Source organism: Pacificimonas sp. ICDLI1SI03 (assembly GCF_054740865.1).
The window spans coordinates 1,750,382-1,764,573 of record NZ_JBSQAU010000001.1 but is presented as its reverse complement, the minus strand read 5'-3'; the positions used below and the strand labels follow the sequence as shown (position 1 = coordinate 1,764,573).

Annotated in this window: 12 protein-coding genes; 8 read left to right on the top strand and 4 right to left on the bottom strand. The window is 62.5% G+C overall.

The genetic code is table 11. From position 1 onward, the window contains the following. Positions 1–172 precede the first annotated feature (172 nt). Complete coding sequence (locus ACSMXM_RS08515; protein ID WP_460315526.1) at positions 173–913, top strand: TVP38/TMEM64 family protein; 741 nt, start codon at positions 173–175, stop codon at positions 911–913. On the opposite strand, the gene ACSMXM_RS08510 is transcribed toward ACSMXM_RS08515, so the two are convergent. After that, the gene (locus ACSMXM_RS08510) at positions 875–1,216 is read right to left on the bottom strand and encodes a hypothetical protein (RefSeq protein WP_460315525.1); all 342 of its coding nucleotides are present in this window, start codon (positions 1,214–1,216) and stop codon (positions 875–877) included. The two genes, ACSMXM_RS08515 and ACSMXM_RS08510, sit on opposite strands and share 39 nt — an antisense overlap. A 115-nt stretch (positions 1,217–1,331) precedes the next feature. Between ACSMXM_RS08510 and ACSMXM_RS08505 the strand changes: the two genes are divergently transcribed. Continuing rightward, positions 1,332–2,840 (top strand): YifB family Mg chelatase-like AAA ATPase, encoded by a 1,509-nt coding sequence (locus ACSMXM_RS08505; protein ID WP_460315524.1) that lies wholly within the window; start codon positions 1,332–1,334, stop codon positions 2,838–2,840. A 62-nt stretch (positions 2,841–2,902) separates the two neighbouring features. Here ACSMXM_RS08505 and ACSMXM_RS08500 read toward each other — a convergent pair whose 3' ends face one another. After that, complete coding sequence (locus ACSMXM_RS08500; RefSeq protein ID WP_460315523.1) at positions 2,903–4,675, bottom strand: sensor histidine kinase; 1,773 nt, start codon at positions 4,673–4,675, stop codon at positions 2,903–2,905. Positions 4,676–4,735: 60 nt separating this feature from the next. Continuing rightward, the gene (gene clpB / locus ACSMXM_RS08495) at positions 4,736–7,321 is read right to left on the bottom strand and encodes an ATP-dependent chaperone ClpB (protein WP_460315522.1); all 2,586 of its coding nucleotides are present in this window, start codon (positions 7,319–7,321) and stop codon (positions 4,736–4,738) included. 106 nt (positions 7,322–7,427) lie between these two features. Between clpB and ACSMXM_RS08490 the strand changes: the two genes are divergently transcribed. Both ACSMXM_RS08490 and ACSMXM_RS08485 read left to right on the top strand, forming a co-directional pair. Further along, a complete protein-coding gene (locus ACSMXM_RS08490; protein ID WP_460315521.1) occupies positions 7,428–8,135 on the top strand; it encodes an ATP-binding cassette domain-containing protein in 708 nt (235 codons plus the stop codon). Continuing rightward, the gene (locus ACSMXM_RS08485; protein ID WP_460315520.1) at positions 8,132–9,613 is read left to right on the top strand and encodes a glycine betaine ABC transporter substrate-binding protein; all 1,482 of its coding nucleotides are present in this window, start codon (positions 8,132–8,134) and stop codon (positions 9,611–9,613) included. Before ACSMXM_RS08490 ends, ACSMXM_RS08485 begins: the two co-directional genes overlap by 4 nt. 22 nt (positions 9,614–9,635) lie before the next feature. Here the strand turns inward: ACSMXM_RS08485 and ACSMXM_RS08480 are convergent, their stop codons facing one another. Then, positions 9,636–10,121: a hypothetical protein gene (locus tag ACSMXM_RS08480; protein ID WP_460315519.1), complete on the bottom strand. Its 486-nt coding sequence runs from the start codon at positions 10,119–10,121 to the stop codon at positions 9,636–9,638. A 207-nt stretch (positions 10,122–10,328) separates the two neighbouring features. Between ACSMXM_RS08480 and ACSMXM_RS08475 the strand changes: the two genes are divergently transcribed. The 4 genes from ACSMXM_RS08475 (at position 10,329) to guaA (ending at position 14,190) form a co-directional block, all read left to right on the top strand. Continuing rightward, positions 10,329–11,471 carry an iron-containing alcohol dehydrogenase gene (locus ACSMXM_RS08475; protein WP_460315518.1) on the top strand — a complete coding sequence of 381 codons (1,143 nt, stop codon included), beginning with the start codon at positions 10,329–10,331 and terminating at the stop codon, positions 11,469–11,471. Beyond that, entirely contained in the window at positions 11,468–11,902 is a 435-nt protein-coding gene (locus tag ACSMXM_RS08470) for an acyl-CoA thioesterase (protein ID WP_460315517.1), read from the top strand. The genes ACSMXM_RS08475 and ACSMXM_RS08470 overlap by 4 nt, the downstream gene beginning before the upstream one ends. A 69-nt stretch (positions 11,903–11,971) precedes the next feature. Further along, positions 11,972–12,580 carry a hypothetical protein gene (locus tag ACSMXM_RS08465; protein WP_460315516.1) on the top strand — a complete coding sequence of 203 codons (609 nt, stop codon included), beginning with the start codon at positions 11,972–11,974 and terminating at the stop codon, positions 12,578–12,580. A gap of 50 nt (positions 12,581–12,630) precedes the next feature. Beyond that, entirely contained in the window at positions 12,631–14,190 is a 1,560-nt protein-coding gene (gene guaA / locus ACSMXM_RS08460; protein ID WP_460315515.1) for a glutamine-hydrolyzing GMP synthase, read from the top strand. Positions 14,191–14,192: the final 2 nt, after the last annotated feature.

The window sequence follows — 14,192 nt, the reverse complement described above, 5'->3', positions numbered from 1 at the left end:
GGCGACCTTCATCGTCTGTGGCGCGGATAGTCCGCAGCGCCCCAAAAGTCAAATATTGTCGGGGGGAGCAAATCTCCCTCGACCGTCCGGCGCCTTTGCGAAAACACTTTCATTCTTCTTTAAAGGACATAGTCGGGATCGAACATGATGCGATGAACGGGGAGCCGTGTGCATGGCCGAGACCGGTAAGGGCAAGCCTGCGATTCGAAGGTTTGCGCCCATCGCCCTCTTGGCGGCGGGGCTCATCATATTTTTCGTGCTAGGCGGCGGCCAGTATATCAGCCTCGACTTTCTAAGCGCGCAATATGCCAATTTAACCGCCTATGTTGCGGCAAACCTGCTGATTGCCGCCATTGCCTATATGGCGCTGTATACGCTGGTGACGGCGATCAGCGTGCCGGGTGCCGCACCGCTGACCATTGCGGGCGGGTTGCTGTTCGGCGTTGCGCTGGGGGGCAGTCTGACGGTCGTCGGTGCCACATTGGGCGCCACGATCATATTCCTGGCGGCGCGCACCGCCCTCGCCGACCTGTTGCGGGAAAAGGCGGGGCCGCGCGTGAAAAAGCTGCGCGATGGCTTTGAGGACAACGCCTTTAATTATCTGCTCTTTTTGCGGCTGGTGCCCGCCTTTCCCTTTTTCCTCGTTAATATAGCGGCCGGATTGTTCGGTATGCGAACGCTTCCATATGTGCTGGGCACCGGCTTGGGCATCATTCCTGGCACATTCGTGTTCGCCAGCATTGGCGCTGGCGCGGGGGCCGTGATTGCGCGCGGCGACCAGATCAGCCTGTCCGGCGTACTGACCGATCCTGCAGTGCTGCTGCCGATCGTCGGCCTTGCGGTTCTGGCTTTGTTGCCGGTCCTGATCCGATGGCTAAGAGCCCGCGCCGAACGGCCGGGGGCCGCGTCGTAACAGCCAGTCTGCCCAGCGACCCCAGCGCGGCCAGCGCCTGACGAACAGCACATAGCGCCTTTTCGCCCATCGCGAATTTCTGAGAATCAACGTCATGCCGAGTGCAAATCCCGCCAAACCGAGAGGGCCGGGGGCAAGGCCGCCTATGGGCGGCGCCAGCAGACACAGGATAATTCCCGCCACGAGTTCCGACCAGCGTCGCCATAGGGGGCGGCGGCGCTTCAGGGTGACGCGCAGCGCCACCTCCTCCAGCCGCTCGGCGCCGGGAGGTACAGGATCGGCAGGGCGGAGAGAATCGGGCATTGTCAAATCACCCCATGAAGGCCTGCGCAGTGTCTTTTCAATACCGGTGCAGAAAACTTCATGGACTTTCTGCAGGTCCGCTCGGTAACGCGGCGGGCAAAGGGGGATTTCGCAGATGGTCGCACATGTCACGACAGTGGCTTTTCTTGGGCTTGAGGCCCGCACCGTCGACGTGCAGGTTCAGATCGCAAAGGGCGGTCAGAAATTTTCCATCGTCGGTCTGGCCGACAAGGCGGTCGCCGAATCGCAGGAGAGGGTGCGCGCGGCGCTTTCCGGGATCGGCCTGGCCATGCCGTTTCAACGTGTCACGGTAAATCTCAGTCCCGCCGACCTGCCAAAGGAGGGATCACACTACGATCTGCCCATCGCGCTCGGTCTCTTGGCAGCCATGGGCATCGTCGATGCAGAGCAACTGGCCGAGTATTTGATCGTCGGTGAACTGGGACTGGATGGTCGCGTCGCAACCGTTCCCGGCGTCTTGCTGGCGGCGCTGCATGCCTCCAGCAACGATCTTGGTCTGATCTGTCCTGCGGCGCAGGGCGGGGAGGCGGCATGGGCGGGACGGATTGAGGTTCTGGCCGCCCCCGGCCTTCTGGAACTGCTGAATCATTTCCGCGGCACGCAATTGCTGTCAGCGCCAGCGCCAGCCGCGGCGGTGGAGGGCGCGCCCTCGCCCGACCTGAGCGCGGTGAAGGGGCAGGAAACGGCAAAGCGCGCGTTGGAGATCGCGGCCGCCGGCGGCCATAATCTATTGATGTCCGGGCCACCCGGTTCCGGAAAGTCTCTGATGGCCTCGACATTGCCGGGAATATTGCCCCCATTGACGCCGGAGGAGGCGCTGGAGGTGTCGATGGTCGCGTCGGTCGCGGGCGCGCTGGAGGCGGGGCGTCTGATCCGGCAACGCCCCTATCGCGCGCCGCATCACAGCGCCTCCATGCCCGCGCTGGTTGGCGGCGGGCAAAAGGCGCGGCCGGGCGAGGTCAGCATGGCGCATCTGGGGATCCTGTTTCTGGACGAACTGCCGGAATTCGAACGTCGCGTCCTCGATAGCCTGCGACAACCGCTTGAAACGGGTGAGATTTCCGTGGCCCGCGCAGCATTGCACGTCACCTACCCGGCGCGCGTGCAATTGATCGCTGCCATGAATCCTTGCCGCTGCGGTCATCTGGGCGACCCGGCTCTTGCATGTGCACGCGCGCCCAAATGCGCGGCGGATTACCAGGCGAAGCTGTCCGGTCCGCTTCTCGACCGTATCGACCTGCACGTAGAGGTGGAGGCCGTCACCGCCGCCGACCTGACCATGCCGCCCCCCGCAGAGGGAAGTGCGGAGGTGGCGGCGCGCGTGGCAAAGGCGCGGGCGGTTCAGTCGGCCCGCTACCAGAAAGAAAGCGCGCGCACGAATGCAGAGGCAGATGGCAAATTGCTGGAGACGGTCGCGACGCCCGACGAGGCGGGGCGGGACCTTCTGGCGAAGGCCGCCGAGGCAATGCGTCTGACGGCGCGGTCCTACCACCGGGTCTTGAAGGTCGCGCGAACCATTGCGGATCTGGCAGCAGCGGAGACGGTGGGGTGGGTGCATATCGCCGAAGCGCTCAGCTATCGCCGCCGTCCGCCCGTGTCGTAGCCCGTGTGGTAGCCCATGTCGAAGAGAACGCGTCCGCTGCGTAGAATCGGACGGTCAGACAGTCACTCCGCAGATGGCACGATGCGGTCCGCGGGTACCGTCAGACAGGCACGCGTGCCGCCGCCCTCGCGGGGAAACAACAGAAGATTACCGCCGTGCAACTCAGCAAACTGACGCACCAGGGCAAGGCCAAGGCCGACACCGCCATATTGGCGGGTTTCACTCGGTTCGGCCTGGACGAAGGGATCGGTGACGGTGTCGCGGAGATGCTCTGGAATACCGATGCCATTATCCTCGACGCAAATATGGGCGCCCCCATCTTCGGCGGCGACGACGGAAAGAACGACAAAAGGATCAGTATGGCAGAATTTCACTGCGTTCTCGATAAGGTTGAGGACTGCTTGCCGGAGCAGGCGGCGATCGGCCCGTGCGACGATCGGCACATCCGGCAGTTTCTCGCTGAATGACAGGCGCAAATTCTCTTCCCGCCCCTCGATAAGCAGCCGCGCGCTTCTGACCATTTCGGCCAGATCGACATTGCTCTCGGAAAGCTTCATCTGTCGTGCCTCGATCCGGGCGAGGTCGAGAAGATCATTGACGATCGACAGGAGATGCTGGCCCGAATCGGAAATGATGCGCGCATATCCGGCATGGCGAGCGGGATCGATACGCTCGCGCTGATAATCCTGCACCATCAGTTCGGAGAATCCGATTACCGCGTTCAGCGGCGTACGAAGCTCGTGGCTCATCTTCGCCAGGAAATCGGTCTTGGCCTCGTTCGCGGCCTGCGCCCGGTCGCGGGCGGCCATCAGATCGCCCTGCAGCACCAGAAGTTCACGCTCATTGTCCTTCAATGTGGTGATGTCGGCGTGGTTGATGGCGATGTGACCGTTCGACAGCGGGCGGATCGTTGTCTGATACCAGCGATTGGACAGGGAAAAGGTCTGCGTGAAATCGGGGCCGACGGGTCCCAGCCCGCGCATCACGACATCTTCTGGCAGACGGCTGCTGTTCTTTGCATCGATATCTTCCCAATATTGTCCACTGGACAAGTGATCCGCGCCGATCAGCCGGCGATAGGCCTCATTCCACAGCAGTAATTCCTTATTCTCGTCGAACAGGGCAAACGCTTCGGCCGAACCTGAAAATTCGGACCACAGGTCCTGGCCGCTTGCCAGTGCTTCGCGGGCCGTGAGCGCCTCCGAACGCGCCACCAGCTCGCTTTTCAGGGAAATGGCGTTGATGCGCATTGCGATTAGGATGACGACCAGAAAGGCGAGGCCCAGGCCGCCCAGCGCAAAATAGGGCAGGCTGCCGCGCGTGATGAAGACCATGACATAGGTCAGCACGACCGGCCCGATGAAGGCGACTGCGGCCCTCGGCACCGAACTTAAGGTCGTTGTCACGGCAACCGTCAGGCTGAGGGCGATAAGACTGATCGCGACCTGGCTCGGTCCATTCAGATAGGGCAGCGCGAACGCCGTGACCGCCCAGCCAACGCCCGCCACAAATGCATGGCGACAGGCCTTGGACAGGATCCTGCGGGCCCGCTCTTCGGTCAGTTCCTTTCGGCCTCCGATGAAGCGGCGGTGTGCCTGCCAGATAACGCTACCGCCGAATAAAATGCCCCAAACCAGTTCAAGCCGCCATGGAAGCTGCCTCCATGTGACGATCACGGATCCGAATACGGACAAGGCGACGATGATCAGGTTCAGCGTCGCCTGGCGCGTATACATGGCCGCATAGGCGCGGGGCCCGAAGGGGCCGTCCGCGTCCATCGCGGTCAGATGGGGAATTCCCCAACCCCCTGATTGATCTGTCGACTGTCCCTGCATCGGTTCCGCCCTTCTGAATCTATCAGCTTAGCGCCGCAGTTCGGGCGGAACCATAGGCAGCTAACGGGGCAAAGTGTGAACGTCGAAATTCAATTCGCCGTCCCCCTCTTCGATATGCACGGTCGCGCCATCGGGAACGTCGCCCGACAGGATCATGTCGGCCAGCGGATCCTGAACGTAGCGCTGTATGGCGCGCTTCAGCGGGCGGGCGCCATAGACCGGGTCATAGCCTACCCGGCCGATCCAGGCCCTGGCCGCATCGGTCGGCTCCAGAATGATCTTGCGGTCTGCCAGCAGATCCTGAACGCGCTGCAACTGAATATCCACAATGGGTCCCATATGGCTCTCGCCCAGGCGGTGAAACAGGATGATGTCGTCCAACCGGTTCAGGAATTCCGGACGGAAATGGCTGCGGACGATTTCCATGACCTGGTCCTCCACCTCTTCGACAGCCTGGTCCGCACGCAGATCCGACAGATATTGCGAGCCGAGGTTCGAGGTCAGAATGACGATCGTATTGGCAAAATCGACGACATGGCCATGGCTGTCGGACAGTCGCCCGTCATCCAGCAATTGCAACAGGACGTTGAAGACATCCGGGTGCGCCTTTTCCACCTCGTCGAACAGCACGACCTGATAGGGCTTGCGCCGGACAGCCTCCGTCAGGACGCCGCCTTCATCATAGCCGACATAGCCCGGCGGTGCCCCGATCAGGCGGGACACGGCGTGCTTTTCCATGAATTCCGACATGTCGATGCGGACCATCGCGTTCGGATCATCGAACAGGAAGGCGGCGAGCGATTTCGTCAATTCGGTCTTGCCGACGCCGGTCGGCCCCAAAAACAGGAAGCTGCCGAGTGGGCGGTTCGGGTCCTTCAGGCCGGCGCGGGCGCGGCGCACTGCCTTTGACACGACCTTTACCGCGTCCTCCTGACCGATGACGCGTTTGCCCAGTTCCTCCTCCATGTTTAGGAGTTTCTCCCGTTCGCCCTCCAGCATCCGTTCCATCGGTATGCCGGTCCAGCGCGCCACGACGGAGGCGATGTCGTCCGCCGTCACTTCCTCGCGCAGCATTGCGCCTTCCGACGCCTGCGCCGCCTCGGTCAGACGCTTTTCGAGTTCGGGGATGCGGCCATAGCTGAGCTCGCCGGCGCGTTGCAGATTGCCCTCCCGCTGCGCCTGTTCCAGTTCGATGCGGGCGGCATCGAGCTCTTCTTTCAGGGTCTGCTCGGCGTTGATCTTGTCGCGTTCCGCCTGCCAGCGCTGGGTCAGCGCAGCGGACTGTTCCTCAAGGTCGGTCAATTCCTGCCGCAGATTTTCCAGCCGCGTGCGAGAGGCCTCGTCGCTTTCCTTGGCCAGCGCGGATTCCTCGATCTTCAGCTGTATGATGCGCCGGTCGAGTGTTTCGATTTCTTCGGGTTTGGATTCCACCTCCATGCGGATGCGGCTCGCCGCTTCGTCCATCAGGTCGATGGCCTTGTCGGGCAGGAAGCGGTCGGAGATGTAGCGGTGGGATAGCTGCGCCGCCGCCACCAGCGCCCCATCGGTGATGCGGACGCCGTGGTGCAACTCGTACTTGTCCTTGATGCCGCGCAGGATCGACACCGTGTCCTCGACGGTGGGTTCGTCGATGACGACCGGCTGGAAACGCCGTTCCAGGGCCGCGTCCTTTTCGATATATTTCCTGTATTCGTCGAGCGTCGTTGCGCCGATGCAGTGCAGTTCGCCGCGCGCGAGGGCGGGCTTGATCAGGTTCGATGCGTCCATGGCGCCATCGGCTTTCCCGGCGCCGACAAGCGTGTGCATTTCGTCGATGAACAGGATGATCTGGCCATCCGAGGCTTTCACCTCGTCGATGACGCCCTTCAGCCGCTCCTCGAACTCGCCGCGATATTTAGCGCCGGCGATCAGTGCGCCCATGTCGAGTGACATCAGCGTACGGTTCTTGATGCCGTCTGGCACGTCGCCATTGGCGATCCTGAGCGCCAGCCCCTCTGCGATCGCGGTCTTGCCCACACCGGGGTCGCCGATCAGGACGGGATTGTTCTTCGTGCGGCGCGCCAGCACCTGGATCGTGCGGCGAATTTCCTCGTCGCGGCCGATGATCGGGTCGATCTTCCCCGCCCTGGCCTTCTCGGTCAGGTCCTGTGCGAATTTCTTTAGCGCATCATATTGCGCCTCCGCACCGGCCGTATCGGCAGTGCGGCCGCCGGTCAGGTCGCGAATGGCCTCGTTCAATGCCTGCGGCGTGACGCCAGCAGTTTTCAGGGCGGTGCCGGCCTCTCCCGGCGACAGCGCGAGGGCCAGAAGCAGTTGCTGTACCGTGACGAAGGAATCCCCGACCTTTTTCGCATTGTCTTCGGCCTGGGTAAGGACGCGTACGGAATCATTGTCCCACGCCACCTCTTGCGCGCCGGACCCCGTGACCTGTGCGATCTTGGCCAAGGCCTGATCGGTCAGCTGCACGGCGATTTTCGGATCACCCCCGGATTTCGAGATAAGTCCCGCGGACATACCCTGCTCGTCGTCCAGCAATGCCTTTAACAGATGCAGCGGCGAAATGCGCTGGTGGCTGTTGCGAATGGCAACAGTTTGCGCTGCCTGCAGAAACCCCTTGGTACGGTCGGAAAAGGATTCGATGTTCATGTCTTGATCCCCATAATCGATGCACAGGAAATGGGTGTTGTATATGGGCAACACAAGGGTGGCGGCTTGCAAAATAGTCTCACAAGGTTAGCCCATGGGGCGGCATATGTTTTCCCTTAAAAACATCAGCGTCAATTACGGTTCGACGGTTGCCCTGCGGCCGGTGGATCTGGACGTGGAACCTGGCCGCACGCTCGTGCTGATCGGTCCGTCGGGATCCGGCAAGTCCACTCTGTTGCGGGTTATGGCGGGGCTGGTGCGTTCCGACGGCCAGCTTTTGTTCGACGGGGCGCCGGTCACGGACTGGCGCACGGTACGGCGGCGTATCGGCTATGTCATTCAGGATGGCGGCCTGTTCCCACACCTGACCGCGCGTCAGAACATCCTGTTGATGAGCCGGGAACTGGGCCTCGACAATGCCGACCGTGCACGGGAACTGGCGGAACTCACGCATTTGCAGCCCGACCAGCTTGATCGTTATCCGGCGGAACTGTCAGGTGGACAGCGGCAGCGTGTCGGCATCGTTCGGGCGCTGACCCTGGACCCCGACGTCCTGCTGCTGGACGAGCCGCTTTCCGCGCTTGACCCCATCATTCGCGCCGAACTGGCGGATGAGTTGAAGACGATCATAGAGACGCTGGGAAAGACGGCCGTATTGGTGACGCACAGCCTGTCCGAAGCGCGCTTCTTTTCCGACCGGCTGGTACTGATGCGGGATGGCAATGTGGTGCAGGAGGGGAGTTTCGAAAGCTTCGAAGCGGCGCCCGCCGATCCCTTCGTGACGAAGTTCATAGAGGCGGAGAGGAAGCTGTGACCCGGTTTCTGTGCCTGATCCTGCTGATCATGTCCGTCGGCCAGGCCGCGCGGGCCGAGGTGAAGGTGGCTTCCAAGGCCTTTACCGAATCCGTCGTACTGGGAGAGATTGCGCGCGCTGCCATTACCGCGCGCACGGGCGAAGCCGCCAGCCATGCGCGGGAGCTTGGCGGATCGCGGATCGTCTTCGACGCGCTTCTTGCCGGGCAGGTCGACGTCTATCCCGAATATACCGGCACGCTCAGGTTCGAATTGCTGTCGGGCGACGGGACGGTGGACGATGCGGATCTGGAAGCGGCGTTGGCAGAACGCGGGTTGAAGATGACGCGCATCGGCTTTTCCAACAATTACGCAATTGCGCTGATGCCGGACCGGGCTACGGAAATGGACCTGCAGAGCATTGGCGATCTGCGCGCGCACCCCGGTGCCAGCCTGGGGGTGTCGAACGAATTTCTGGATCGTGAGGATGGCTGGCGCGCCCTGAAGGCGGCCTATGATCTGCCCCAGACGAATGTCCGCGGGATGATCCATGACCTTGCCTATCGTGCGCTGGTGTCGGGACAGATCGATGTCATCGATGCCTATACTACGGACCCGCAGATCGCTGAATATGACCTGACCCTGCTGGCGGACGATCGCGGCCATTTTCCTGCCTATGATGCCGTCTTCGTCTATCGCGCCGATCTGCCGGCGGAGGCGCAGGCGGCGCTGACGGCGCTGGCCGGATCGCTGGACGAGGCGGATATGCAGCGGCTGAACAAGCGGGCGCAGATCGATGGAGAGTCGGCGTCCGCGCTGGCGGCAGAGTTCGTGTCACAGCAGACGGGATCAACGATCGAGGCGCAGGCGGAGGACGGACCCGCGACCCGCATCTGGCAGCGCACGAAGGAGCATCTGGCGCTCGTCGGCATTGCGCTGGTTGCGGCGATGATTATCGCCGTGCCGGTCGGCATTGCGGCGGCAAGATTGCCGAAATTCGGCAACACCATCCTGGGGGCGGTGGGTATCCTGCAAACGATCCCCAGCCTGGCGCTGTTCGTGATCCTGATCCCACTGATGGGCATCGGGACCGTGCCGACGATATTCGCGCTGTTTCTTTATTCGCTGCTGCCGATCGTCCGTAACGTGCATGCGGGTCTGACCGGTATAGCGCCGGGCCTGCTGGACAGTGCCGACGCACTGGGCCTGTCGCGCTGGGCGCGGCTAAGGCGCGTGGAACTGCCCTTGGCTGCGCCGACAATCATGGCGGGTGTGAAGACGGCGGCGGTCATCGCTGTGGGTCTGGCCACGCTTGGCGCCATCATTGGTGCGGGCGGCTATGGGCAGCCGATCCTGACGGGCATCCGTCTAGCCTCCACTCCGTTGATCCTGGAGGGGGCGATCCCGGCGGCGGTTCTGGCCCTTTTGATGCAGGGTCTGTTCGATCTGGCGGAACGCCTGATCACGCCGCCCGGCCTCAGGTTGCGGCAGGCAGCCTAGCGCAGCGGTTAAGACAGGCTGCCTAGCGCAGCCGCGTCACGAGAACGCCGCACGACTTGTCGCTCTGCGGGCATCCGACGCTGACATGCAGCAGCGTGTCGCTGCCAAAGGTGGATACGGCCTGCGCAAGTCCGGCATCCTCCGTAATACCCGGCGCAGCCGTCATGCTGCCATCCCGGAACAGCTCGCTATCGACATGCGCGTCCGAGGGAGCGCGGAAATCTGCATTCGCCAGCAGCTTCCCATCATTGTCGAACAATGCGGCGCCCGCGAAGGAGGGATAAAAGCGGACGAACCGCCGCAGCCGCATCGTCGCGGCAGAAACATTGGGGCAGTCGTCGGGATGCGCGGCGGCCAGACGCAGCGGCATATCGCCCGCCAGGGATTTCACCAGCGCGAGACACTGATCGTCATTCCGTCGATAGGTCATCCCGGTGTCGACATGCGATCCATGTCTTGCCTCCGTTTCCAGCGGCTCCCGGTGCTGTAATTGTCCCGTTCCCAGCATTGTGGTTCCCCAAATCAGCGCCGCCCCGGCCCTGTTTCACCGGCAAAACGACTCGCTTCAACACGCAGAAGCTCTCACACATACATTAATTTATGGTTGATGATGAGTCGCAGCAGAGTCGAGGGATAAGGCGCGGGATCGTGCGATACTTGCGGTGAAGCGTGCGACACCTTGCGAAATTGGCCGCGTCCGCGCACTAATAGCGCCATGAATCAGACGTTTCAGTTTAATTACGGGCCGCGTGTAATCTCCGGTTCGGGGACCTCCGCCGACCTTTCCGGGCTGCTGCCGGACGGGGCGGTTCTGTTTATCACTGACACGGGCGTCCGCGATCTAGGTCTCCCCGAGCGCGCTCTGGCTGCTCTTGCCGATCGGACAATAACCGTGTTCGACGATGTGGAGGCGGACCCAAGCGCCGGTACGGTGGAAGCAGCGGTTGCTGCTGGCAATGATATCGGTGCCACCGCCGTGATCGGCTTTGGCGGCGGCAGTCCGATGGATGTTGCCAAGGCGGCGGCCTATTTGCTGGGGTCGGGTGATGCGCTCGACGATATTTACGGCGTCGACCAGGCCAAGGGGCGTTCTTTGCCGCTGATCCTGGTCCCGACAACGGCCGGCACGGGGTCCGAGGCGACGCCGATTTCGATCCTGACCGTGGGCGGCGCAGAAAAAAAGGGGATCGTCTCGCCTGCATTATATGCGGACTGGGCAATATTGGACGCCGATCTGACGCTGGGCCTGCCGCGCCATGTTACTGCGGCGACGGGTATCGACGCGATGGTTCACGCGATTGAGGCCTTCACCTCCAAAAGACTGAAAAACCCCCTGTCTGACGCCTTGGCACGGGAAGCGCTGCGGATATTGGCGGCAAATATTCGCACCGTGTGCGATCAGCCGGACAATAGGGACGCGCGGGCGGCAATGCTGCTCGGTGCCCATCTGGCCGGGGTGTGCTTTTCCAATGCGCCGGTCGCGGGTGTGCATGCGCTAGCCTACCCGCTTGGCGGCCATTTCCATGTGCCGCACGGACTGTCGAACGCCCTGATGCTGCCGCATGTCCTCACTCATAATATGGGCGCCGCGCGCGAGCTTTATGCTGAACTGGCGGTAGAGGTCGATCCCAGCCTGGGTGCGCTCGGTACGCAGGCGCGGGCGCAGGGTTTCGTCGAGGAATTGCGTGCTATTGCGGCGGACACCGGTCTCAGCCCGCGATTGTCCGATGTCGGGGTAACGGTCGATCATCTGGACCTGTTGGCCGACGAGGCAATGAAGCAGCAACGGCTGCTGATCAACAATCCGGCGGAGATCACGCGTGTGGATGCCCTTCGACTTTATCGGGCGGCGTTGTGAGCCGCGAACCATTGAGGCCGCGCAGCGCCTATGCCGCGTTCCGCCCAATCGCCACGCGCTGGTCCGATAATGACGTCTATGGGCACGTCAATAATGTTGTCTATTACAGCTGGTTCGACACCGCTGTGAACGCCTGGCTGATCGAAACGGGGCTTCTCGACATTGAAAAGGGGGAAATGGTCGGGCTGGTCGTCGAAACCGGCTGCCGATACGCCGCGTCGCTCGCCTTTCCGCAACAGATAGAGGCCGGCATCCGCGTTGCGCGGATTGGCACCTCAAGCGTCCGGTACGAGGTCGGGGTCTTTGCCGCCGGCAGCGATGCCGCCGCCGCCGAAGGTTTCTTCGTGCACGTTTATGTCGACCGAACAACCAGGCGTCCGGTGCCACTGCCCGACCAATGGCGCACCGGACTGGAGCGACTGCATCGCTGAACGGTTCATGAATCGTACAGCCGCACGGCGGCATTCTAAGGCGCGATAGCAATAAGGGGGTGTTCCGCCATGTTCACAGGTCTGCGGGCGCTTTTGATCCTCGTCCTGATCACCACCGCGTTCGCCGCCGCGCTCGCGACCGGGGCCGATGCGCGATCCCGGCACCGCCATGGGCGCGGTGGTGACGGCTTCGACGTCGGCGATGCAATCATTGGTGCCGCTGTGCTGGGTGCGGTCATCGGCATCGTCAATGCAGGCAAAAAGGATCGCGACATGCCGGAGGGGCGGCCGCTGCCACCGGCGCCCTATCCGGACGATGCCTATCCCGGCGATGCTTATCCGGCTGCTTCGAACGAACCCTATGATGCGCGGAACGACCCCGATCTGGCGGACTGGGCATTCGCCGATCCCGGTTTTGCCAGCCGCTTCCCCTCTGAACGCAGGGCAATCGACGCCTGCGCGCGAGAGGCTGAATCGCTTGGCGGCAGATATGGTGCCGACGCGCGCCTCAGCCGCATCGACGAGGTTGGCTATGATGGCGGCGAGATGCGCGTGACCGGTACTGTTCGTATCGACAATCGGCGCGAGGGGCGGATCGATTCGCCCGGCTTTACCTGCTTTGCCGAGGATGGTTCCGTGACCGGTTTCCGCTTTGCCGAGCAGCTTGCGACCCGCTGACCTGCGGCACCCGCTAGACTCGGCGCGCTGCCGGGCATATCTCGCCCGGCATGAGCGTCACCCCCATGGAAACCATTCTGGTCGTCGATTTCGGTAGCCAGGTCACCCAGCTGATCGCCCGCCGTGTGCGGGAGGCCGGCGTCTATTCTGAAATCGCGCCTTTCACGAAGGCGGAGGAAGCGTTTCACCGGCTGAAGCCGCGTGGCATCATCCTATCCGGGTCGCCCTCCGGCGTGCCAGAGGAGGGCAGCCCGCGCGCGCCGCAAATGCTGTTCGATGCGGGCGTTCCGATTCTGGGCATCTGCTATGGCCAGCAGGTGATGTCGCATCAGCTGGGCGGCCGGGTAGAACCTGGCGACAGCGGCGAATTCGGTCGCGCCTTCCTGACCGTGACACAGGACTGCGCTCTGTTCGATGGGTTGTGGGAGGTCGGCGAACGTCACCAGGTGTGGATGAGCCATGGTGACAAGGTCACGCAATTCGCGCCGGGATTCGAGATCGTTGCCATTTCCGATGGCGCGCCCTTTGCCGTCATCGCCGACGAGAAGCGCAAATTTTACGGCACGCAATTCCATCCAGAGGTCGTGCACACGCCCGACGGCGCAAAACTGATCGCGAACTTCGCGCGCCATGTCTGCGGCATTGCCGAGGACTGGACCATGGCCGAATTCCGCGCGCAGAAGATCGCGGAAATTCGCGAGCAGGTAGGTGACAAGCGCGTTATCTGCGGCCTGTCAGGTGGTGTCGATTCCTCCGTCGCGGCTGTCCTGATCCACGAAGCCATCGGCGACCAGCTGACCTGCGTCTTCGTCGATCATGGGCTGCTGCGGCAGGGCGAAGCCGAACAGGTGGTCAGCCTGTTCCGCGGCCATTACGACATGCCACTGGTGCATGTCCGCGCGGAGGAGCGCTTCCTTTCCGGTCTTGCTGGTGTCGATGATCCCGAAAAGAAGCGCAAATTCATCGGCAAGACCTTCATCGACGTCTTCGATGAAGAGGCGACGAAGGTAGGCGGGGCGGATTTCCTGGCACAGGGAACGCTCTACCCCGACGTGATCGAAAGCGTCAGCTTCACCGGCGGCCCCAGCGTGACGATCAAGTCGCACCACAATGTCGGCGGCTTGCCCGAACGCATGAAGATGGCGCTGGTGGAGCCGCTGCGGGAATTGTTCAAGGACGAGGTGAGGGAACTGGGCCGCGAGCTCGGTCTGCCGGAACAGTTCGTCGGCCGCCATCCGTTTCCCGGACCCGGCCTCGCCATTCGCATTCCCGGCGAGGTGACGAAGGAGGCATGTGACATCCTGCGAAAGGCCGATGCCATCTATCTCGAGGAAATCAGGAAGGCCGGCCTTTACGACGCCATATGGCAGGCCTTTGCGGTTCTGCTTCCCGTGCGGACGGTCGGTGTCATGGGTGACAGCCGCACCTATGACCGCGTCTGCGGCCTTCGCGCGGTAACCAGTACCGACGGCATGACAGCCGACGTCTATCCCTTCCCGTCGGAATTTCTGTCGAACGTCGCCACGCGCATCGTCAACGAGGTGCGCGGCATCAACCGCGTCGTCTATGACTATACATCAAAGCCCCCCGGCACGATCGAGTGGGAATGAGG

Excerpts from the sequence above, each read along its gene's own strand:
- ACSMXM_RS08515 (WP_460315526.1), top strand. The coding sequence starts at position 173 with ATGGCCGAGACCGGTAAGGGCAAGCCTGCGATTCGAAGGTTTGCGCCC.
- ACSMXM_RS08510 (WP_460315525.1), bottom strand. The coding sequence starts at position 1,216 with ATGCCCGATTCTCTCCGCCCTGCCGATCCTGTACCTCCCGGCGCCGAG.
- ACSMXM_RS08505 (WP_460315524.1), top strand. The coding sequence starts at position 1,332 with ATGGTCGCACATGTCACGACAGTGGCTTTTCTTGGGCTTGAGGCCCGC.
- ACSMXM_RS08500 (WP_460315523.1), bottom strand. The coding sequence starts at position 4,675 with ATGCAGGGACAGTCGACAGATCAATCAGGGGGTTGGGGAATTCCCCAT.
- clpB (WP_460315522.1), bottom strand. The coding sequence starts at position 7,321 with ATGAACATCGAATCCTTTTCCGACCGTACCAAGGGGTTTCTGCAGGCA.
- ACSMXM_RS08490 (WP_460315521.1), top strand. The coding sequence starts at position 7,428 with ATGTTTTCCCTTAAAAACATCAGCGTCAATTACGGTTCGACGGTTGCC.
- ACSMXM_RS08480 (WP_460315519.1), bottom strand. The coding sequence starts at position 10,121 with ATGCTGGGAACGGGACAATTACAGCACCGGGAGCCGCTGGAAACGGAG.
- ACSMXM_RS08475 (WP_460315518.1), top strand. The coding sequence starts at position 10,329 with ATGAATCAGACGTTTCAGTTTAATTACGGGCCGCGTGTAATCTCCGGT.
- ACSMXM_RS08465 (WP_460315516.1), top strand. The coding sequence starts at position 11,972 with ATGTTCACAGGTCTGCGGGCGCTTTTGATCCTCGTCCTGATCACCACC.
- guaA (WP_460315515.1), top strand. The coding sequence starts at position 12,631 with ATGAGCGTCACCCCCATGGAAACCATTCTGGTCGTCGATTTCGGTAGC.